At 71.5% G+C, this 20,992-nt stretch carries 15 protein-coding genes; 9 read left to right on the top strand and 6 right to left on the bottom strand.

What is annotated here, in order from left to right; all coding sequences use genetic code 11:
* The first annotated feature begins 62 nt into the window (after positions 1–62).
* On the top strand, positions 63–704 hold the full coding sequence (locus BMW78_RS00150) for a hypothetical protein (protein ID WP_091755299.1): 642 nt from the start codon (positions 63–65) through the stop codon (positions 702–704).
* An 82-nt stretch (positions 705–786) separates the two neighbouring features.
* Here the strand turns inward: BMW78_RS00150 and BMW78_RS00145 are convergent, their stop codons facing one another.
* From BMW78_RS00145 to BMW78_RS00120, 4 genes are all read right to left on the bottom strand, one after another.
* Positions 787–1,812, bottom strand: a complete 1,026-nt coding sequence (locus tag BMW78_RS00145) for a zinc-dependent alcohol dehydrogenase family protein (protein WP_218144180.1) — start codon at positions 1,810–1,812, stop codon at positions 787–789.
* Positions 1,813–1,965: 153 nt separating this feature from the next.
* Positions 1,966–2,268, bottom strand: coding sequence for a hypothetical protein (locus BMW78_RS00140; RefSeq protein ID WP_091755297.1), 303 nt, complete (start codon positions 2,266–2,268; stop codon positions 1,966–1,968).
* 177 nt (positions 2,269–2,445) lie between these two features.
* Positions 2,446–5,304, bottom strand: a complete 2,859-nt coding sequence (locus BMW78_RS20610) for an AAA family ATPase (RefSeq protein WP_177180215.1) — start codon at positions 5,302–5,304, stop codon at positions 2,446–2,448.
* A gap of 128 nt (positions 5,305–5,432) precedes the next feature.
* A complete protein-coding gene (locus BMW78_RS00120; RefSeq protein ID WP_091755293.1) occupies positions 5,433–6,266 on the bottom strand; it encodes an alpha/beta fold hydrolase in 834 nt (277 codons plus the stop codon).
* Positions 6,267–6,508: 242 nt separating this feature from the next.
* Between BMW78_RS00120 and BMW78_RS00115 the strand changes: the two genes are divergently transcribed.
* Together BMW78_RS00115 and lnt are read left to right on the top strand one after the other, a co-directional pair.
* Entirely contained in the window at positions 6,509–7,294 is a 786-nt protein-coding gene (locus BMW78_RS00115; RefSeq protein WP_177180214.1) for a DUF429 domain-containing protein, read from the top strand.
* Between the two features lie 137 nt (positions 7,295–7,431).
* A complete protein-coding gene (gene lnt / locus BMW78_RS20975) occupies positions 7,432–10,209 on the top strand; it encodes an apolipoprotein N-acyltransferase (protein ID WP_218144179.1) in 2,778 nt (925 codons plus the stop codon).
* 41 nt (positions 10,210–10,250) lie between these two features.
* On the opposite strand, the gene BMW78_RS00105 is transcribed toward lnt, so the two are convergent.
* The gene (locus tag BMW78_RS00105) at positions 10,251–11,177 is read right to left on the bottom strand and encodes an RNA polymerase sigma-70 factor (protein WP_091755289.1); all 927 of its coding nucleotides are present in this window, start codon (positions 11,175–11,177) and stop codon (positions 10,251–10,253) included.
* A 1-nt stretch (position 11,178) separates the two neighbouring features.
* Entirely contained in the window at positions 11,179–12,165 is a 987-nt protein-coding gene (locus BMW78_RS00100) for an NAD-dependent epimerase/dehydratase family protein (protein WP_091755287.1), read from the bottom strand.
* Positions 12,166–12,452: 287 nt separating this feature from the next.
* Between BMW78_RS00100 and BMW78_RS00095 the strand changes: the two genes are divergently transcribed.
* The 6 genes from BMW78_RS00095 to BMW78_RS00070 all read left to right on the top strand — a co-directional run bounded on the left by BMW78_RS00095 (position 12,453) and on the right by BMW78_RS00070 (position 20,991).
* Entirely contained in the window at positions 12,453–14,594 is a 2,142-nt protein-coding gene (locus BMW78_RS00095; protein ID WP_091755285.1) for an MMPL family transporter, read from the top strand.
* A 191-nt stretch (positions 14,595–14,785) separates the two neighbouring features.
* Positions 14,786–15,169 carry a VOC family protein gene (locus tag BMW78_RS00090; protein WP_091755283.1) on the top strand — a complete coding sequence of 128 codons (384 nt, stop codon included), beginning with the start codon at positions 14,786–14,788 and terminating at the stop codon, positions 15,167–15,169.
* A 222-nt stretch (positions 15,170–15,391) separates the two neighbouring features.
* Positions 15,392–16,342 carry a LysR substrate-binding domain-containing protein gene (locus BMW78_RS00085; RefSeq protein WP_218144178.1) on the top strand — a complete coding sequence of 317 codons (951 nt, stop codon included), beginning with the start codon at positions 15,392–15,394 and terminating at the stop codon, positions 16,340–16,342.
* Positions 16,343–16,454: 112 nt separating this feature from the next.
* Positions 16,455–17,870, top strand: a complete 1,416-nt coding sequence (locus BMW78_RS00080) for an MFS transporter (protein WP_091755279.1) — start codon at positions 16,455–16,457, stop codon at positions 17,868–17,870.
* Between the two features lies 1 nt (position 17,871).
* Positions 17,872–19,764, top strand: coding sequence for an FAD-dependent oxidoreductase (locus tag BMW78_RS00075; protein ID WP_091755278.1), 1,893 nt, complete (start codon positions 17,872–17,874; stop codon positions 19,762–19,764).
* Positions 19,765–19,782: 18 nt separating this feature from the next.
* On the top strand, positions 19,783–20,991 hold the full coding sequence (locus BMW78_RS00070; protein WP_091755276.1) for a homogentisate 1,2-dioxygenase: 1,209 nt from the start codon (positions 19,783–19,785) through the stop codon (positions 20,989–20,991).
* The last annotated feature ends 1 nt before the right edge of the window (position 20,992 follow it).

Here is a 20,992-nt window from a genome sequence, read left to right as displayed (position 1 = left end):
CGCGGTCGCGGCGCGGTTCGTAGCGTCGACGACGTCAACCAACGACACCAGGGAGGGAACACATGACCACCACACGCAAGGCCGGGCTCGGGCTCGTCGTCTATGTCATCGGCACGCTCGCCGGCTTCTTGGGAGTCGCCGCCCCAGGGGGCGACTACCAACCTGACGCGGTCGCGGGCTACATCTCGAGCGGGCACTTCTGGCCGGCCTTCGGGTTCGGCTACCTCGGGGTGCTCTCGGCGCTGGGGCTGCTCGCCTTCGGCCACGCGGCGCGCACCCTGTGGCCGCGCGCCGGCGACGTGGTCTGGCCGCTGATGATCGCCGCGACGGCGACCAGCGTCGTCGGCGGCTTCGTCATCACGGGCGTTGTCGTCTCGTTCGCCGAGGGAGGTGCGCCGGTGAGCGCCGGGGTGCCGCACCCGGTCGTCTACGTCTTCGGGGAGGTCGGCAACCTGCTCGCGCTGTGTGGTCCGGCGTTCTTCGTGGGGGTCGCGGCGCTGGTGCTGGCGCGCGCGGCTGGGCTGCCGACCTGGCTGCGGATCTGGGCGGTGCCCGCTGGTCTGTGCGGGATCCTGCTGCCGTTCTACTTCACCATCCCGGTCTACATGCTCTGGGTGCTGGCGCTGGGCACCTGGCTGGCGGCTCGCAAGGAGCAGGACGCTGCCGCTGTCGGACTGGGCCAGCTGCAGGAGTCGCTCGTCTGAGTGGGCGTGACGCTGTCCCCAGCTGACCAGAACCGGTATGCCGCCTGCGCGCCGATGGTGCCGCAGGCGGCATACCGCGTGGTCACCCTGAGACGCTGACGACGACCTTGCCGCGCGCCGTGCCGTTCTCGACGGCCGCGTGGGCGCCCATGACCGAGGACAGGTCGTAGGTGCCCGAGTCGACGATGGGCGTCAGCTGTCCCGCGTCGACCATGGCGGCGGCCGCCCGAAGGATCTGGCCGTGGTGGGCCCGCCCCGAGCCGGTCAGGAGCGGTAGCAGGGTGAAGACGCCGGAATAGGTCGCGCCGCGGAAGCTCAGCGGCGCCAGGCTGTGCGTGCCCCACCCGAGGATGCTCACGACGTGGCCGGTGTAGCGACGGACGGCACCGAAGGACTGGTCCAGCGTGCGGCCACCGATCGTGTCGAAGATGACGTCGAACCCCTCGCCGTCGGTGGCTGAGGCGACGTAGTCCTCGACCGGGGTGGTGCGGTAGTCGATCGGCTGGGCGCCGAGGCCTCGGACGGTCTCGAGCCCGGTGCCGGACTCCGTGGCGAAGACCGTGGCACCACGGGCAAGCGCGATCTGCACGGCGACGTGCCCCACCCCACCGGCGCCGCCGTGGACCAGGACGCGGTGCCCCTCGCGCACCGAGGCACGGTCGACGAGGCCCTCCCACGCCGTGATCACGGACAGCGGCAGGGCGGCAGCCTCCGACATGCTCGAGCGAGCCGGCTTGTGCGCGAGCAGGTCCACGTCCACCGCGGCGTACTCGGCCAGCGACCCCTGGACGGCGCCGACACCGCCGGTCATGCCGAAGACCTCGTCGCCGACGGCGAACCCGGTCACGCCGGCACCTACCTCGGTGACGACACCGGCGAGGTCGATGCCCAGCACCGCCGGCAGGGTGACCTGGGCGTGCGCCGCGTTGCCCACCCGGATCTTGGTGTCGAGCGGGTTCACGCCGCTCGCCGCGACTCGCACCACCACCTCTCCGGGAGCCGCCGTGGGCCGCGCGAGGCTGCCCAGGGTCAGTCCCGAGCCGAACTCGTGCAACACGGCGGCGTTCATGGTGGGGGTGTCGCTGCTCAGGGCGGGGGAGAGGTTCATCGTCTGTCCTGGGGTTGGAGTTGGAGGTGTTCTTCACGGCTCCCGCGGGCGCGGCGCCGGATCAAGCGTGCTCGTCGGGTCACCGCCGCAACATCAGTCGATCGACGACGGTGTGGTCGCTTCGAGCGGCGTCGGCGACACGGCGCGGCGAGCTCAGGGGACGTGCTGCACGACGGTGGTCAGCTGCCAGTCCACGGTGCCGTGGTCGATGGCGGCGTGCACCGGGGAGTCGGCCATCTCGCCGGTGATGCCAGCGGCGCCGGCGCGCGCGTGCGCCAGGTCGTCGTAGGCGACGATGTCGACGATCGTGCCGTCGTCGCGCTGCACGATGCGACGCCACCGAAAGCCCGGTTGCCGCTGGAGGTACTCGTTGATGTCGGTGTTGGCCTCGACGAAGTCCTCAGCCTGCAGGCCCTTCGCCAGGGTGAACGTCGTGATCTCGAGGACTTCGGTCATGGGGACTCCGTTCGGACCGGGGGACGGCGGCATACGCCACGTCTGTGAACCCCTCCGACATGCATGCTCGGCCGTGAAGGACCGGGCCAACATCAGTCGTTTGACGGCGGGTGCGCCCCCTCAGGCGGCGGGGCCCCCCTCAGGCGGCGGGGCCCCCCTCAGGCGGCGGGGCGCGCCTCAGTGGCCGCGCGCCGTGAGGGCGTCGCGCAACGCGGCCCGCGAGGTGATGCCGAGCTTGGGGAAGACCCGGTACAGGTGGGCGCCGACCGTGCGGGGCGAGAGGAACAGCTGCTCACCGATCTGCCGGTTGCTGAGTCCGGAGGCGGCCAGCCGCGCGATCTCCAGCTCTTGTGCCGTGAGCTCTTGTGCGCGTCCGGCCCCCACGCGCCGCGTCGGGCCGGTCGCCCGCAGCATGGCGTCGGCGCGCTCCGACCAGGGCGTGGCAGCCAACGCCGTGAACCGCTGCCGTGCCCGCTCCAGGTGCGGGCGGGCGCGGCGCATGGCCCGGTCGCGCCGCAGCCGCTCCCCGTAGGCCAGTTCGAGACGGGCCAACGCGAACGGCCACTGCGCGGACGACGGGTCCTCGACCAGCTCCTCGAAGCGGTTCTTGTAGCCGGCGTCGTCCGCGGCGAGAGCCGCCGCAGCGAGCCACAGGAAGCGGGAGCGCGCCGACAGCTCCGGGATCCGCGCGCGGGCGGCGGCGTCGACATGGGCACGGGCTGCGTCCAGGTCGCCGCTGTGCACGGCTGCCTCGACGAGATCCATCACCATCCACGTGGTGACCTGCTCGTGTGGGGGGAAGGTACCCGGCTCGCTGATCGACCGGTACGCCTCGAAGGCGTCGCGGTAGCGCGCCTGGCTCAGCGCGGCGAGGCCGTCCGCGTACGCCGTGAACGTCCGGACGGCGAGCGCGTTGCGCGGAAGGGCCCACTGCCGCATCCGGGCGTGAGCGACGTCGAGGTATGCCGTGTCAGCGCGGGCCGCGGCCAGGAGCATCCCCGGCAGCCGCGCACCCCACAGCAGAAGTGCGTAACCGTGCTCCTCGCACGTGGCCACGGCCCGGTCGGCGAGAGCGCCGGCCTCGTCCCACGACCCGGAGAAGAAGGCGTCGACGGCCAGCATGACGAGCGCCTGCGCTCCGAGCGCGACGGTTCCACCGGTGGAGGCCCCGTCCACCACGTGCTCCAGCGGTGCCCGTGGCACGTCCCCGACGTACCAGCGTGCCTGGGCGAGCTCGACCACGCGGATCGGGCTCGACCGGCCGTCGAGGGCCTCGACCAGGTCGTGCAGGCGGCGCAGCTGCTCCGGCGTCGAGCGGACCGGGTCGGCGAAGGTCGTGGCGGCGATGCGCACAGGCTCGGACAGCAGCGGCTCGAAGCGTCGGACGGCGTCGTCGAACGCTGCCCACAGCTCCACTCGCCCTCCGAAGGAGCAGACCGTCATCAGCGTCACGATGGCGTCCTCGACACCGCGGCGATGCGTCTCGTTGGGCGGCGTGGTGTCCAGCGCGCCGACCAGGATCGCGTGGGCGGTGTCGATGTCGCCGTCCTGGTTCAGCAGGTGGGCTGCCGCAGCGGTCGCGGACTGGAGGGTCCGTGCCACGTCGGGGTGCTCTGCCCGGCGACGCTCGAGCAGGGTGCCTGCTCCGGTGAGTGCACCCGTGACGTGCGCGCCGATGAACGCGGCGTCGGCCAGGCGCTCGGCCCGGTCCTGCGGCCGCACGCTGAGCTCGTGTGCCCGAAGCAACAGCGACACCGCCCGGACACCGTCGCCCCGGTCGAGGGCCCGCTCGGCGACGCCCACGAGCGTGCTGGCGACCGTCTCGTCGGGACCCAGAGCCGCCTCGGCGAGATGGAGTGCCTGCACATCGGCGTCCTCGGCGAGCTGCGCCAGCCGTCGGTGGGCGGCTCGCCGTTCGGGCGGCGACGCGAGGTCCACGACGGCGGCGCGGGTCAGGGGATGGGCGAAGACCACGCGGTGGTGGCGTCGGTCGACCGAGACCAGCCCGCTGCTCTCGGCCGGCTCGAGGTCGACGTCCGAGGCGGCGATCACCCGCATCAACGCAGTACCCGCCTGGGCGCCGTCGTCCAGGGCCGCGAGGAGGAGCAGCCGGCGGGTCGGTGACGGCAGCGCCGACACGCGCGCGGCAAAGATCCCACGCAACCGGTCGCTCAGGACGAGCGTGGCCGGCAGCGCGTCGGCTCCCGACCCCTGCGCCGCGGTGATGCCGCGGCGCAGCTCGCTGAGCGCGAGGGGGTTCCCGCCGGCCTCGCTGACGATGCGGTGCCGCACTGACGGGTGGAGACCCGGGTGAAGCACCCGGACGAGGTCCATCGCCGCGTCGTCATCCAGCGGTGCCAGGCGCAGCTCGGGCACGGCGGCGCGGTCGAAGAAGGTCTCGGTGCCGGACCGCTGCGCCAGCAGCATCCCGACCCGGCTGCCCGCGAGGCGCCGCGCCACGAGGCTGAGCGCCCCCGCGCTCGCACGGTCCAGCCAGTGCAGGTCGTCGATGACGAGCAGGACGGGCGCGTCGGCCGACAACCGCCGCAGCAGTGCCAGAGTGGCACTCGTGAGGAGCAGCCGGTCGGGTGCCGCTCCCACGCGCAGCCCCAGCGCGGCCTCCAAGGCCCCGCGGTGGGCGTCGGGCAGCGTCATCAGCTCCGCCGCCGGATCCGTGGCGTCGGCCAACAGCAGCTGGTGCAGCCCCGAGTAGCTCAGCTGCTGCTCGAACTGCGCGCCGGAGACCCGTCGGACGTGCGCTCCCCAGCGCTCTGTGGCCTGGATGGCGGCGGCCTGCAGCAGCGTGGACTTGCCCATGCCCGCCTCGCCGGTGACCACCAGCGCTGCACCGTCCTGGGAGGCCTGCGCCAGGAAGGCATCGATCGCCGCGACCTCCTCGGTACGGCCCACGAGGAGCGGCGACGACGACCCCCACGACGGCCCGGGCGACGGCCCGGGCGACGGCCCGGACGAGTCGGGCGACGAGTCGGACGGTGCCCCGGACGAGGACCCGGTCGACCGGTCCGCTGGCTGCACGAGGGACAGTGTGACGGCCGGCAGGCGCCAGGGGAACAGGCTGAAGCGCAGGCCCGCGAACCCGGTGACCTCCGGACAACTCGGCGTCCCCGCCTCGAGAAGGCCGGGACGCCGAGCTGCGGTCGAGCTCAGGACCCGATGAAGTCCAGCAGGGCCGGGTTGACGACGTCCGGGTGCGTCCAGGCGATGTTGTGAGGACCACCGGCGACGGTGACGACCTTGAGGTCCGGGATCATGCCCGGCAGGCGGCCCGCCGTGGCCTCGTACGGCAGGATCCGGTCGGCGTCTCCGTGGATGAGGAGCGTCGGCACGTCGATCTTGCCGACGTCCGCGCGGAAGTCGGTGAGCCAGGTGTCGACGCAGGCCCAGGTCGCGTACGGGCCGGCCGCCAGGGCCATCCCGAAGGCCGCCTGCCAGGCCGGCTCGCTGATGCGCGTGCCTCCCAGGACGTCGACGTTGAAGAAGTCGTCCAGGAAGGCCTTGAAGTAGGCGGGCCGGTCTTCGACGATCGCTGCCTTGATGCCCTCGAACACCGAGCCGTCGACGCCCTCCGGGTTGTCGTCGGTCTTGAGCAGGAACGGCGGCACGGACGCCATCAGGACGGCCTTGGTGACCCGCTCGGAGCCGTGCCGGGACAGGTAGCGCGTGACCTCGCCCGTTCCCATCGAGAAGCCGACCAGGACAGCCTCGCGCAGGTCGAGGTGCTCCAGGAGGGCTGCGAGGTCGTCGGCGAAGGTGTCGTAGTCGAACCCCACGGTGGTGTTGCTGGACATGCCGAAGCCGCGGCGGTCGTAGGAGATCACCCGGTAGCCGGCGTCGAGCAGGACCCGCGCCTGCTTGTCCCAGGAGCGGCCGTCGAGCGGGAAGCCGTGGATGAGCACCACGGGGCGTCCCGTCCCGTGGTCCTCGAAGTAGATCTCGATGTCGTGGTCGTTCTCGTGTCCGACGGTCACGGTGGGCATGCGAACCTCCTGGTGAGTGGTGGCGCCGACGCTCGACGAGGTCGGTCGGGAGGGCCTGGCGTGGAGCGGTGCGGTCTGTGCTCCATCTCTGCTCGACCCGCGTCCCACTGTGCGAGCTCGGCCTCCAACGGTCATCGGTCACCTGACTGCACTTACGCCGCGGTTGCGACTGCACGTGCGCCGCAGCAACCTCGACCGCAGGGCTCGATGCCCGTGACGGCGACCAGAGGAGGGAGTCGATCGTGAGCCGCACCCGCACTGCGCACGCCGGAGTCGACCTCGCCTGGGGCCAGCGAGCCCGGACGGGTGTCGCCGTGGTCTCCGCACAGGGCGCCTTGATGGTGTCCGGGTCGGTGGTCACCGATGCGGAGATCGCCGGTTTCCTCAGGCCGTATGCCGCGGAGCTGGCCACGGTGGCCGTCGACGCTCCGCTGATCGTCACCAACCCGACCGGCCAGCGGCCGTGCGAACGCGAGATCGGTGCGGTGTTCGGCAGGTACGGCGCCGGCGCCTATCCCGCGAACACGTCGAACCCGCACTTCAACCCGCCGCGGAGTGCAACCCTGGCGGATCGGCTGGGGTGGAGCATCGACCCCGCGCACATGGGCCGGCCCGGGGCGCCCGTCTGCCTCGAGGTCTACCCGCACCCGGCGATGGTCGGCCTGTTCGGGCTGCCGTACACCATCCCCTACAAGGCGAAGCGGGGCCGGGATCTGGCGTCGCTGAAGGCGGCATACGAGGTGTTGCTCAACGCTATGGATCGGCACTTCCCAGAGCTGGACCTCCGCTCAAGCGAGCGATGGGCTGTGCTGCGGGCCAACGCGGCCGGCGCGCAGCGCAAGGTCGAGCTGGAGCGGATCGAGGACGAGATCGACGCAATCGTCTGCGCCCACCTGGCGTGGCTGTGGAGCAACCGGCCGGGAGCCTTGCGGGTTTACGGCGACGTGGCGAGTGGCTACATCGTGGCGCCCCCACCGCCCCCACATCCGCCGGTGCGCCGGCCGAGAGACGTCACGCCACGGACTTGAAGACCTGCTCCTGGTGCCAGGCGCTTCAGCCGGCCGTGCGGCATACCGGAGCCGCGGCTCCTCGACGGCGGGCCGCCGAGTCGGGCCGGTGACCTTCGGCTCTGGCAGCGGTCCGTCCGGTCACGGACGCTGCCGGCATGGAGGCGCCGGAGCGGGTGACCGCGCCCGGTCCTGCCCGCACGGGCAAGGCCTGGTCCCGCCTGCTGCACGGACCGTTCCGGACCCTGGTGGCCGGTCAGGCCCTGGGGCAGGCCGCTGACGGTCTCGCCCAGATCGCGTTCGCGCAGTTCGTGGTCTTCGAGGTCGGCCGCGGCGCCACCCCCGGCCGGATCGCGGCGCTGCTCGCGGTGACCCTGCTTCCCTTCAGCCTGGTCGGCCCCTTCGCCGGTGTGGTCATCGATCGGTGGCCGCGGCGCAAGGTCCTGGTCACCATGTCGCTGCTGCGAGCCGCGCTGACCGTGACCGCGGTGGCGACGGTGGTCGTGGGGTCCGAGCCTGGCGCCTTCGTAGGCGTGCTGCTCCTGCTGTCGACCTCGCGGTTCGTGCTTGCCGCGAAGGGTGCCGTCCTTCCGCGGACCGTGCCGTTGGACGAGCTGGTGCCGGCCAACGCGCTCTCGGCGATGGCGGGCATGGTCGCGGTGTTCGTCGGGGCGGTCGGCGGGGCGACGTTCGTGGGCTGGTCCGCCGAGGCCGGATTCGTCCTGGCGACCCTGCTCTACGTGGCGGCGGCTGTCACGTTCGTCCGTCTGCCTGATGTCGGCGGCGGCCACGGGCGCGTGCTCCTTCGCCGCCTGCGGCTCGCCCTCGCCGACGTCGTCGAGGGGGCGCGTGCCCTGCGGAACCCTCGCATCGGCAGGCCGCTGGGTACGGTGGCGCTGCACAGGTTCCTCCTCGGCGCCGCCTTCGTCCTGCTGGTGCTGGTGGCCGACTCCCAGTTCGGGCTCGAGGTCTCTGGCTACGGTCTGGCGCTTGCGGTCACCGGAGTCGCGGCCTTCGCCGGCTCGATCGCCGCACCGATGTGCGCGCGCCGGTGGCAGCCCGTGGCACTGCTCCCTCTTGCGTTCCTGCCGCCCGCCGCGGCGCTGTACGCAGGGGGACTCGCGCCGAACCTGGTCGTCCTCGTCGTTGGCCTCGGGATCACCGCACTGTCGTTCCAGCTGCTGAAGGTGCTCGTTGACGCCCTCGTCGGAGGCGCCACGGTGGACGTGGTCCGCGGGCGGGTCTTCTCCGTCTACGACGTCCTCTACAACGTCGCGTTCGTGCTGGCCGGTCTGCTGATGGTGCCCCTGTGGGAGCCGAGCCGGGTCCGGCCGCTCCTGTGGTGCCTTGCGGTGGCCTTCTTGGCGGCATGGCTGGCCGTCGCACGGCTCCTGGGCGTCTGGCCGGTCGCGAGTCGGGCACGCGCTCCACGGCCGACGCATCGGTGGCGGGGACGGGGGCTGGCTCTCGCGGCCGGGGCCGTCCCGTCGCTGGCGTTCCCGGCACCGGCGTGGTGGTGGCTCGCCTGGGTCGGCCTCGTGCCCCTCCTCCTGGTGCTCCGCGCCTCGCCGACGGCCCGGGAGGCCGCGCTCCGAGGCTGGTGGGGCGGTGCCGGCTACATCGCCTCCACGGCGTACTGGCTCGCGCCGGTGACCGGGCCTGCCCTGGTCCTCGTCGCGTTCGGCGTCGGGCTGCTGTGGGTGCCCTGGGGGTGGGCGGTGTGGCGGACCCTCGCTGGCCACCCTCCGTCCCGGACGCTGCTCGGGGCGGTGATCGTCCTGCCCGCAGGGTGGGTGGCGGTCGAGGCGGTGCGGTCGTGGCAGAGCCTCGGCGGACCCTGGGCCCTGCTCGGTGTGTCGCAGTGGAACCAGCCCACCCTCCTGGCCTCTGCCGCGCTCGGCGGAGTCTGGCTGACCGGATTCCTCGTCGTCACCGTCAACGTCGCCCTGGTGGCTCTCTTCCTGACCGACCGCGCCGGGACCCGCCTCGTGCTGTCGACCCTGGCCGTGTCCGCCCTCGCCGTCGGCCCCGTGTGGGCGGCGGCGCGCTCTGACCCGGGGGACGGTGACGTCGTGCGTGTCGGCATCGTCCAGCCCGGTGATATGGGCGGCCGCCAAGGCAGGCTCGAGCGGCAGGTCCGGCTCACCGAGGACCTCGCTCCCCAGAAGCCCGGCCTCGTGGTGTGGGGCGAGAGCAGCGTGGACTACGACCCCGCCAGGAGCCCTGCCGTCGTCCGCGAGCTGGTCGACCTCGCCCGGCGCATCGACGCAGACGTGCTGGTCAACGTCGACGCCCGCACCGCGGACGGGAGGATCCTGAAGACGTCGACGCTGGTCACGCCCGGTGGTCTCGACGGCAGCTACGTCAAGACGAGGCTCGTGCCGTTCGGTGAGTACATCCCACTGCGCCGCGTCCTCGGCTGGGTCGCGCGTGTCAGCAATGCCGCCGAGGTCGATCGAGGACACGGGAGCGGGCCCGTCGTCATGCGCTCGGGCAAGGTGACCTTCGGACCCCTCATCTGCTTCGAGTCGACGTTTCCGGACATGAGCCGCCGCCAGGTCGGCCTCGGTTCCGAGCTCCTCGTCTACCAGACCGCCACCACGACCTTCCAAGGCACGTGGGCGCAGCCCCAGCACGCCGCCGCTGCCGCCGTGCGGGCCGTCGAGATGGGACGCCCAGCCGTGCATGCCGCCCTGACGGGGACGACCGCCGTGTTCGACGACGAGGGGCGGCGCCTGCTGTGGCTCCCGTCCGGTGAGCGCACCAGCGCTGTCGTCGACCTGGTGCTGGCTGACCGACGGACCCCGTATGCCGTGGCCGGTGACTGGGTGCTCGCCCTCGCGGCAGTCGTCATCGCGATCGGGCTGGTGGCGGCGTCGCTGTCATCGGCCTCGGTGCGCGACGCCTCGTCTGGTGTGGGCCTGCGTCGTGAATGACCGCAGTCGTGACCGGGTCGACGACTATCCCTCGGCGGCTGTCAGCGAGCCGAGCGGAGGATGGCCTTGGCGTCGCCGACCGGGCCGAGGTGACCGAGCTTGTCGGGGTTGACGATCGAGCGGATGCCGGTGACCTCGCCGTCGGCGATGTCGAGCGCCCACACGGCGAGCAGGCGCTCCTGGTCGTCGAGGAACAGCGCGCCCGGGTCGCCGTTGACCTCGACCTGGCGGACCGACACCTGAGGGAACCGGGCGAGCAGCCTCAGCCAGTTCGTCAGCGTGTGCGCGACCCGGCTGCGACCCCGCAGCGACCGGGCCAGGGCGGGAACCTTGCCGCCACCATCGCCCGTGAGCTGGACGTCGTGCGCGAGGAGCGCCTCGAGACCCGCGAGGTCGCCCTGCTGGGCTGCGGCGAAGAACCGCTGCACCAGTTCCTGCTGCTGCTCGCGTGTCGTGCTGAACCGTGGCCGGCGCGCCTTGACGTGCTGTCGGGCGCGGGCGGCGAGCTGGCGCACGTTGTCCTCGCTCTTGCCGACGATGCCCGTGATCTCCGGGTAGCCGTAGCCGAACACGTCGTGCAGCAGGAGCACCGCGCGCTGCTCGGGGGACAGGCTCTCGAGCAGCACCAGCATCGCCAGCGACAGCGAGTCCGCGGTCTCGGCCTGCCGAGCGGGGTCGGTCGCCCCGCCGGAGCCGTCGGTGAGGATCGGCTCCGGCAGCCACTCGCCGACGTAGCGCTCTCGCCGCGCCCGGGCGGAGCGCAGCTCGTTGATCGCCAGCCGGGTCGTCACCGTGGCGACGAAGGCCCGCGGTGAGGCGATGTCCTCGCCCGCGTCGAGTGACTGGTGCACCCGCAGCAGCGCCTCCTGCACCACGTCCTCGGCCTCGGAGACGCTGCCGAGCATCCGGTAGGCGATGGCGAACGACGTCGGCCGCAGCTCGTCGAGCAGCTCGTCCCGGGTCGTCACGTCACCTCCTGCCCTTCGCCGCCGCGGCGTCAGGACGCGCGTCGTCAGGGTCAGTCTCCGTCAGCCCCTGAAAGCCCTGCCGCCAGCTCGGGTGCGCCGGGCTCCAGCCGAGCTCACGCTTCGCCTTGGCGTTGGACGCGCCTCGCAGCTCGGTCATCATCACGGCTCCGACCTCGCCGGTCAACAGCCGCCCCACGAACCGGGGCACGTGCATCGGCTCCTTGGCGCCCAACGTACGCGCCAGCGTCGGCAACCACTCGGCAACGCGGGCCGGCTCGTCGTCGACGATGTTGTAGACCCCGCGGCGGCCGCGGTCGACCGCCGCCACGGTCGCCTCCGCGGCGTCGCCGATGTGGATGAAAGACCAGACCCCGCCGCCCTTGCCCACCACCGGGAACTGGCGCCGCCGGACGGCCTTGGTCTGGTCGCCGTCCGGCCCGAGCGAGGTGTGCGGTCCGTAGAACCCGCCGTAACGGAGCACGATGCCCTCGGTCCAGGTCGCAGCGAGCACCGCGTCCTCGACGTGCCGGATCGCGGCGACCGTCTCGCGCATCTCCTTGGCCGGGTGCGGTCCGAACGGGTCCTCCTCGGTCTTGACCGGTCCGCCGGTGCGCTCGTAGGCCGCGAAGAAGCTCTGCGCCACGAACCGCTTCACGCCGACAGCCTGGCCGGCGGAAAGCAGGTGGTCCGTGCCCTCCGTGCGAAGCCGGTTGGTCATCGCGAACGCGCGGTCGAAGTGCCTGAGGTCCATCGGCCCGATGGACGTCAGCTGGTGGACGATGACGTCGGGCTGCACCCGTCCGACGGCCTCGGCGACCTGGTCGGCATCGAGTGCGTCCGCGACGACGGGCACCGCGCCGAGGTCGCGCAGCAGCTGCTCCTTCGACGCACTGCGCGTCATCCCGTGGACCTCGTGGCCCGCCTCGACCAGCCGCGGCACCAGCTGCCGTCCGATCGCGCCGGTCGCTCCTGCGACGAACACCTTCATCGTTCACTCCCTCGTCGGTTGGTCTGTACCACCAAGGACAAGACAGCCCTCCCCGTTGTGACAGTCGTCGCTGAGTCGGTTCCGCAAAGCGGGGGGGTATGCCGCGGGGCTCCGGCCCGCGGCATACGTCCTGAGACGTCCCCTTCCGCGGTCAGGGTCGCCACTGAACCCTCCCTGAATGGCCAGCGGACCACCCCGGAAACCCCTTTCGCCCGCCGCTCACCGTGCCTACCGTCGATGGGAGAGCCGCAGACAAGGGGGCAGGCGCGACAGCGAGGTGAACGTCGATGACGCAGACACGGACCAGTGACGTCGGGCGGCTGGCCCGGTTCCCGTCATCGAGGATCACCAAGTGGTTCGTCGTCGGATTCTGGCTGCTCGTGCTGGCCGCGGCGTTCGGTCCCGCGGGCAAGCTGCAGGGCGTCCTCAACAACGAGGCGGTCGCGTGGCTGCCGACGGACGCCCAGTCGACGCAGGTGGTCAAGCAGATCACGGCGTTCCAGAGCAAGAACGAGTTCCCCGCGGTCCTCGTCTACGAGCGACCGGCAGGCGTCACGAGAGCCGACCTGGTTTCGGTCGCCGCTCAAGTCAAGCAGCTCAACGGCCTGGGACCCGTCCGCCACGACAGCATCGGCCCGATCCCGTCGCGGGACGGCAAGGCGCTTCAGGTCATCGTCCCCGTCGACATGGGCACCAACGGGTGGGAGAAGCTGCCGGCCACCGTCGACGACATGCACGCCATCGCCAGGTCGAGTCCTGCCGGCCTGTCGATGCACGTCACCGGCCCGGTCGGGTACTCCGCCGACTCTGCCGACGCCTTCTCCGGCATCGACGGCAAGCTCCTGTACTCCGCGATGGCCGTCGTCATCGTCATCCTGCTGCTGACCTACCGCAGCCCGGTGCTCTGGCTCATCCCCGTGGTCTCGGCGGGCACGGCCCTGTTCGTGGCCCAGGGCGTCATCTACTTCCTCGCCAAGGACGACACGCTCACCGTCAACGCGCAGAGCTCCGGCATCCTCACCGTCATCGTCTTCGGTGCCGGCACCGACTACGCCCTGCTGCTCGTCGCCCGCTACCGCGAGGAGCTCCGCCGCCACGAGGACCGGCACGAGGCCATGGCGTTCGCGCTTCACCGCGCCGGGCCCGCGATCTTCGCCTCGGGGTCCACTGTCATCGCAGGCATGCTCTGCCTGCTCGTGGCGACGATGAACTCCACCAAGGGCCTGGGACCAGTCGCTGCCATCGGCATCGCCATCGGGCTGGCCGTCATGCTGACCCTGCTCCCTGCGTTGCTGGTCGTCTGCGGTCGCTGGATCTTCTGGCCGGTGCGGCCGACGTACGGCTCCTACGACCACACCCGCGATGGTGTCTGGGCGAGGATCGGCGCCCGCATCGCCCGTGCCCCGCGGCGCACCTGGGTCGTCACCTCGGTGCTGCTGGCCGTCGCTTCGCTGGGTGTCCTGCAGCTCAACGCGGTCGGCCTGCAGAACAAGGACGCGTTCTACACCACGCCCGAGTCGGTGGTGGGGGAGCGGGTGCTGGCCCGGCACTTCCCGGCGGGCGCCGGCTCGCCGGTGATGGTGCTCGCGAACGCGAACCGGACGACCCAGGTCGGCATCGCACTCAGGTCGGTCCGGGGAGTCGCATCAGTGGGTGACCCGGTGACTCGCGGTGGACGGTCACTGATCCAGGCCACCCTGACGTCGGCCCCGGACTCTGATGCGGCCACCCGCACGGTGGACCGCATCCGGTCGGCGATCGCGGTCGTCCCCGGAGCAGACGCCATCGCCGGCGGTGACACCGCCACCCGCGCCGACACCCTGCGTGCGGCCGCCAACGACAACGTGCGGATCATCCCGCTGATCCTCGCCGTGGTGCTGCTGATCCTGGTGCTGCTCCTGCGGGCGATCACCGCGCCGCTGGTGCTCATCGGCACCGTGGTGCTCTCCTTCGGGGCCGCGCTCGGACTCTCGTCGCTCGCCTTCCGGCACGTGTTCGGCTTCGCCGGGGCCGACTCGTCGCTGCCGCTGTTCGTCTTCGTGTTCCTCGTCGCGCTCGGCATCGACTACAACATCTTCCTCATGACCCGTGTCCGCGAGGAGGCCAGGGAGATCGGCACCCGCAGGGGCGCGCTGGTGGGACTGGCGGCCACGGGCGGGGTCATCACCTCCGCCGGCCTCGTCCTCGCGGGAACGTTCGCCGTGCTCGGCACGCTCCCTGTCGTGACCTTTGCCGAGATCGGTGTCGCCGTGGCGCTCGGCGTCCTGCTCGACACCCTTGTGGTGCGGCCGGTGCTCGTCACGGCTCTCAACCTCGATCTGCGCGGGCGCACGTGGTGGCCGAGCCGGCTCGCCTCCCAGGACGCCGAGCTCGACGCGGCACCCCTCCCCGCGGAGGAGGGCGCGCCCACCCTCGAGCCCGCCCACTGACAAGGGCCTCCGCGAGTCCCTGCCTCCGCGGGGTGACTCCCGGTATGCCGCGGCCACGCCAAAGGGGTGGCGCGCGGCATACGGGGTGGTCGCCTCCTCGCACGCCATCGGGACGAAGCCGCCGAGCGGGGGCGGAGCAAGACTGGAGCTCTCAGACCAGATCCCCATCCACCCCCGGGAAGGACGATCCGATGTTCGGCAGCAGCCAGGTGATGAGCAGCTTCTCCAGCAACGACATAGCCGCCTGCAAGACCTTCTACTCCGAGACGCTCGGGTTCGACGTCGAGGAGCAGTTCGACGGGCTGCTCCTGAAGTACGGCGGCGGTGGGCAGACGATGGTCTACCCCAAGGACAACCACGAACCGGCGACCTTCACCGTGCTCCACATCATGGTGGACGACGTCGAGAAGGCGGTGGACGACCTCGCCGCCCAGGGCGTGACCTTCGAGCACTACACCGAGGACCCGATCAAGACCGACGCCAAGGGCATCTCACGCGAGATGGGCGGCGCGATCGCCTGGTTCAAGGACCCCGCAGGCAACATCCTCGGGGTCATCGAAATGCCGGCCGTCTGACGGTCACTCCCCAATTGGTGAGGTGTACGGGGTGGGGCTCACCCGGTACACCTCACCAATGACGGCGACCACAGGGCAGCTCGTGTGACTGTCAGTACGGGTAGTCCTCGATCGCGGCCTGCACGGTCACCCACTGCGTCGAGAACGCGATCGAGCTCGCGAAGCGCGGCTTCGACGACGACTGACCACCGTCCGCCGACCCCTGTGGGATAGCGTCTCGGCGTGGCAAGGGCTGAGGGCGCACCAGCGTTCACGATGAACCAGCTGGCCGCCTTCGTCGCCGTGGCGGAAGCGGGCACGATCAGCGGCGCGGCAGAGCGCCTGCACGTCTCGCCCTCGGCGCTCTCCGCGTCGGTGACCGAGCTCGAACGCGCGCTGCAGAGCCAGCTCCTGATGCGGCGCAAGGCCACGGGCGTCAGCCTCACCCCGACCGGCGAGGCGGTGCTGACCCGGGCGAAGTACCTGCTCCACCAGGCGGGCGAGCTCGAAGCCGACGCCCGCGGAGAGGAGCGTGGCGTCGCCGGCCTCGTCCGGGTCGGCTGCTACCCGAGCCTGGCCCCGACGGTCCTGCCCGTGCTGGTCAGCGAGTTCACCGCCGCCCATCCCGACGCTCGGGTCGAGGTCTACGAGAACACCCAGGACGAGCTCACCCACCGCCTCGAGAGCGGCGAGCTGGACCTGGCGATCATGTACGACCTCGACCTCGACCCGACGTGGAGGTCAGCCCAGCTCGCCCAGCTCGAGCCGCGGGCCGTGCTGCCAGCCACCCATCGCCTCGCCGACACCAACGGCCCGATCGACCTCGGTCACCTGAAGAACGACCCGATGGTGCTGCTCGACGCGCCACCGAGCTCCAACCACGCTTACTTCTGTTGCGCCAGAGCGGGATTCACGCCTCATGTCGTCTACCGCGCCCGCACCTACGAGACCGCCCGATCGTTCGTCGGTCGCGGCTTCGGCTGGACCCTGTTGCTCCAGCGACCCAGCGCCAACGTGACGTACGAGGGCAACCCGGTCGTGGTCAAGGACATCGGCGCCCCGATCCTGCCCCCGGTGTCCGTCGAGGTCGTGTGGCCACCGGACTCCCTGCTGAGCCGGGCGGCGCGCACCTTCATCACGCTCGCGGTGAGGCTGGCCGAGGACGGTCGCCTCGGCATACCTCGAAAATTCTGAGGATTCACGCGGAAAACCTCCGCTTTTCAACGCTAATGGCCAGCCCTCACTCTGGGGCGAACGGCACCGGCGCCGACGCCGGCCCGTCGAACCCCTCCAGAGAGGCACACCGATGGCATCCACGGTCAACGTCGACCAGGCCACCTCGGCCACGCGCCAGCGCACCCCGCAGGGCACCTCCGAGAGCGCCCCCAGCGACACCACCCAGCCCAGCAGCGGCGCGGGACGAGCGGTCGCCAGCAGCTTCGTCGGCACCGCGATCGAGTGGTACGACTTCTTCATCTACGGCACGGCCGCCGCCCTCGTGCTCGGCCCGCAGTTCTTCCCCAGCGGTTCCGACCTCGCCGGCACCCTCGCGGCCTTCGCCACCCTGGCCGTCGGCTTCATCGCCCGGCCCTTCGGTGGCGCGATCATGGGCCACTTCGGTGACAAGACGGGCCGCAAGTCGATGCTCGTCACCTCGCTGCTCACCATGGGCGTCGCCACGGTCGGCATCGGCCTACTGCCCAACTACGCCACCATCGGCGTCTGGGCCCCGATCCTGCTCGTGCTGCTGCGCTTCCTCCAGGGGGTCGGCGTCGGCGGCGAGTGGGGTGGCGCGGTCCTCATGGCCACCGAGCACGCCCCCAAGGGCAAGGCCGGCCTCTACGGCGCCGCCCCGCAGATGGGCGTGCCCGCCGGTGTGGTGCTCGCCAACATCGTCTTCCTCCTGTGCACGCAGCTCCTGACCGACGACCAGTTCACGTCCTGGGGCTGGCGCATCCCGTTCCTCCTCAGCTCCACCCTCGTCGCGGCCGCCATGTGGATCCGGCTCGGCGTCATGGAGAGCCCAGCCTTCAAGGCCATCGAGCAGGAGGACCGGATCACCAAGATCCCGATCCTCGAGGTGCTCACCAAGAGCTGGAAGACCGTGCTGCTCGCCGGCGGCACCTTCATCGCCACCAACGGCATCGCCTACGTGTTCATGGTCTTCGTGCTCTCCTACGGCACCAAGGAGCTCGGCTTCAGCCGCGGCACCATGCTGGCCCTGCTCATCGCCTCGTGCCCCGTCTGGATGGCCGGCATGGGCATCTCCGCCCACCTCTCCGACCGCGTCGGCCGGCGCCGGGTCTACGTCGCCTCGACGGTCGCCCTGCTCGCGGTCTCCTCGGTGTTCTTCACCCTCCTCGACACCGGCTCGATCCCAGTGATGCTCGTCGCGATGCTGCTGCTGGCCTTCGTGCTCGGCAGCACCGTCGGCCCGCAGTCCGCCCTCTTCGCCGAGCTGTTCCCGGCGCACGTGCGCTACTCCGGTGCCTCGCTCGGCTACCAGGTCGGCGCGATCCTCGGCGGCGGCATCGCCCCCTTCGTCGCCACCTGGCTCTACGCGAGCTTCGGCACCACCTCCGCCATCACCGCCTACTTCGTCCTGGTCAGCCTGGTGAGCCTGGCGGCCACCCTGGTGCTCCTGCGCCGCCCCCACGTGGCCGAGGAGACGTATGCCGCCCAGCCCGCCTCGCAGCCCGAGATCACCGAAGGGGCGCGCTGACATGAAGACTTCGCCCTACTACCAACCGCACCCGTACGCTCCCTCGTCGTTCGACTCCCTGCCCGCCGACGCACCCGCCCTGCCGGTCGTGGTCGTCGGCGCCGGCCCGGTCGGCATGGCCGTGGCCCTGGGCCTGGCACAGCGCGGCATCCGGGTCACCGTGCTGGAGGCCGCCACCCAGGTCTCCTTCGGCAGCCGGGCGATCTGCATCTCACGGCACACCCTCGAGGTCGCCGACCGGCTCGGCGTCGGTGAGCACCTGAGCGACCTCGTGCTGCCCTGGCAGGGCGGGCGGAGCTTCTACCGCGATGCCGAGGTCCTGCACTTCCTCATGAAGCACGACGAGCACGACGTGCGCGGCCCGATGGTCAACGTCTCGCAGTCCGAGTTCGAGCAGGTGATGGCTGACGCCCTCGAGGCGCACCCGCTGGTCACGCTGCACTGGGGCGCCGCCGTCACCGGGCTGACCCAGCAGGACGACGAGGCCACGGTCACCGTCGATACCTGCGACGGGCCGCGCACGCTGCGCGCGCGGTGGGTCGTCGCCGCCGACGGCGGACGCAGCGCGGTGCGCGAACTCGTCGGCGTCGGCCTGCAGGGCACCAGCTACGAGGGGCGCTACGTCATCGCCGACATCCACTGGGTCAGTGAGCTGCCCGCCGAGCGGATGGTCTGGTTCGACCCGCCGAGCAACCCCGGCTCCACGGTGATCATGCACCGGCAGCCGAGCGACATCTGGCGCATCGACTACCAGCTCGACCCGAGCGAGGACGCAGAGGTCGAGACGCGTGAGGAGCGCATCCGCGCACGCATCGCCAGCCACCTGGCGTGGCTCGGTGACGACCGCCCGTGGACGCTGGAGTGGCACGGCTTCTACAAGGCCCACGCGCTGGCCCTCGACAGCTTCGTCCACGACCGCGTGCTCTTCGCCGGCGACGCCGCCCACCTCGTGCCGATCTTCGGCGTCCGCGGCCTCAACTCCGGCATGGAGGACGCCGAGACCCTCACCTGGATGTTGTCCGCGGTGCTGTCGGCCGGTGCGGACCGGTCTCTGCTGCAGACCTACTCGGCCGAGCGGCACGACGCGTGGCGGCAGAACGTCGCCAATGCCGGCAAGTCCACGCTCATCATGACCCCGGGCAGCCACGGTCACCGCACCACGCGCGACGCCCTGCTGGCGCTGGCCACCGTGCGACCGGAGTTCAGCCACCTCATCAACCCGCGCCAGTCGAGCGCCACCCACGCGCGCCGCTCCGCCCTCACCGTGGCCACCACCGAGGCGCTGACCACCGGTCTGCTGCCCGGTGACCCGGTCGAGGACCGCCGAGTGGTGCTGGCCGACGGCAAGGAGAGCTCGCTGGGTGAGCTGCGCGGCACCGGGTTCGCGGTGCTCGGCGTCGAGCTCGACCCGGTGTCGGTCGAGGCCGCGTCGCGGTTGCGGGACGCCCTGGCCTCTGCCTTCGCGCCGGAGGACGCCACCATGGCGCTGGTGTGCCGTGAGCCCGCCACCGCGGCATACGTCACCGTCGTCGACGACGGCGACGGTGCCGTGGCCGCAGCCTGGGGTGCCCAGCCCGGCGATGTGCTCGTGGTGCGGCCCGACGGGCTGCTCCTGGCGCGAGGTCGCGTCGACGAGCTGGCCGGCCTGCCGCAGCGTGTGCTGGCCGGCGGGGGGGTCGTCGAGTCCGAGGCCGGCCCTGCCGACGCCGTCGTGGCCGTGCCGGCCGACGAGGCACGGAGGGAGTCGGCCTGGCTGGCCCTCTCCGACGGCATCAACGCGGTGCCGTCCGACGACCGCGAGGGCTTCCTGGCCCGTTTGGCACTGCTGCTCGCCGACGGGGTGTCCACCGACGACTTCGCACAGGCCGTCACCACCGCGGCCTCAGTGCGCTGACGAGAACGAGGAGACGACATGCCCTACTACCGCAGCGCGGGAAGCATCCCGCCCAAGCGGCACACCCAGCACCGCACCCCGGAGGGTGGGCTCTACTACGAGGAGCTCATGGGAGAGGAGGGGTTCTCCTCGGACTCGTCCTTGCTCTACCACGTCAACATCCCGTCCGCGGTTGTCGACGTGCGCCGGTGGGAGCTCCCCGACCAGACCCTGGTGCCCAACCACCCGCTGGCGCCGCGGCACTTCTCCACGCATGCGCTCTTCGACGACGGTGCGACCGGCGTGGACGCCGTGACCGGGCGCAGGCTGCTGCTCGGGAACGGCGACGTTCGGCTGGCCTACGTGGTGGCGGATACGCCGAGCCCGTTGTACCGCAACGCCATCGGTGACGAGTGCCTCTATGTGGAGTCGGGCACCGCCACGGTGGAGACGCTCTTCGGCGACCTCGAGGTCGCCGAGGGCGACTACGTCGTCATCCCGCGCGCGACGACCCACCGGGTGGTGCCCACCGGGGAGGCACCGGTGCGGATCTACGCCATCGAGGCCAACTCGCACATCGGTCCGCCGAAGCGGTTCCTCTCCAGGTACGGCCAGCTCCTCGAGCACGCGCCCTACTGCGAGCGCGACCTGCGCGGGCCGTCGACGCCGCGCGTCGTCGAGGGCGAGGACGTCGAGGTCTTCATCAAGCACCGCGGCCCCGGGGCGGGTGGCATCGCCGGCACGGTGCACGTCTACCCGCAGCACCCGTTCGACGTCGTCGGCTGGGACGGCTGCCTCTACCCCTACGTCTTCAACATCTCCGACTACGAGCCCATCACCGGGCGGGTGCACCAGCCGCCGCCGGCGCACCAGGTCTTCGAGGGGTGGAACTTCGTCATCTGCAACTTCGTGCCGCGCAAGGTCGACTACCACCCGCTGGCCGTGCCGGTGCCCTACTACCACTCCAACGTCGACTCCGACGAGGTCATGTTCTACTGCGGTGGCGACTACGAGGCCCGCAAGGGTTCGGGCATCACGCAGGGCTCGATCTCGCTGCACCCGGGCGGCCACCCGCACGGGCCGCAGCCCGGCGCGATGGAACGGTCGCTCGGTGCCGAGTTCTTCGACGAGCTGGCCGTCATGGTCGACACCTTCCGCCCGCTCGACCTCGGTGAGGCAGCTCGAGCCACCGATGACGGGACCTACGCCTTCTCGTGGTCGGGCGGTCGCAGGCTGGGGGAGAGCTGAG

It is taken from the genome of Pedococcus cremeus, from assembly GCF_900111375.1.
GTDB lineage: Bacteria > Actinomycetota > Actinomycetes > Actinomycetales > Dermatophilaceae > Pedococcus_A > Pedococcus_A cremeus.
This window is presented reverse-complemented; position numbering and strand designations above follow the sequence as displayed.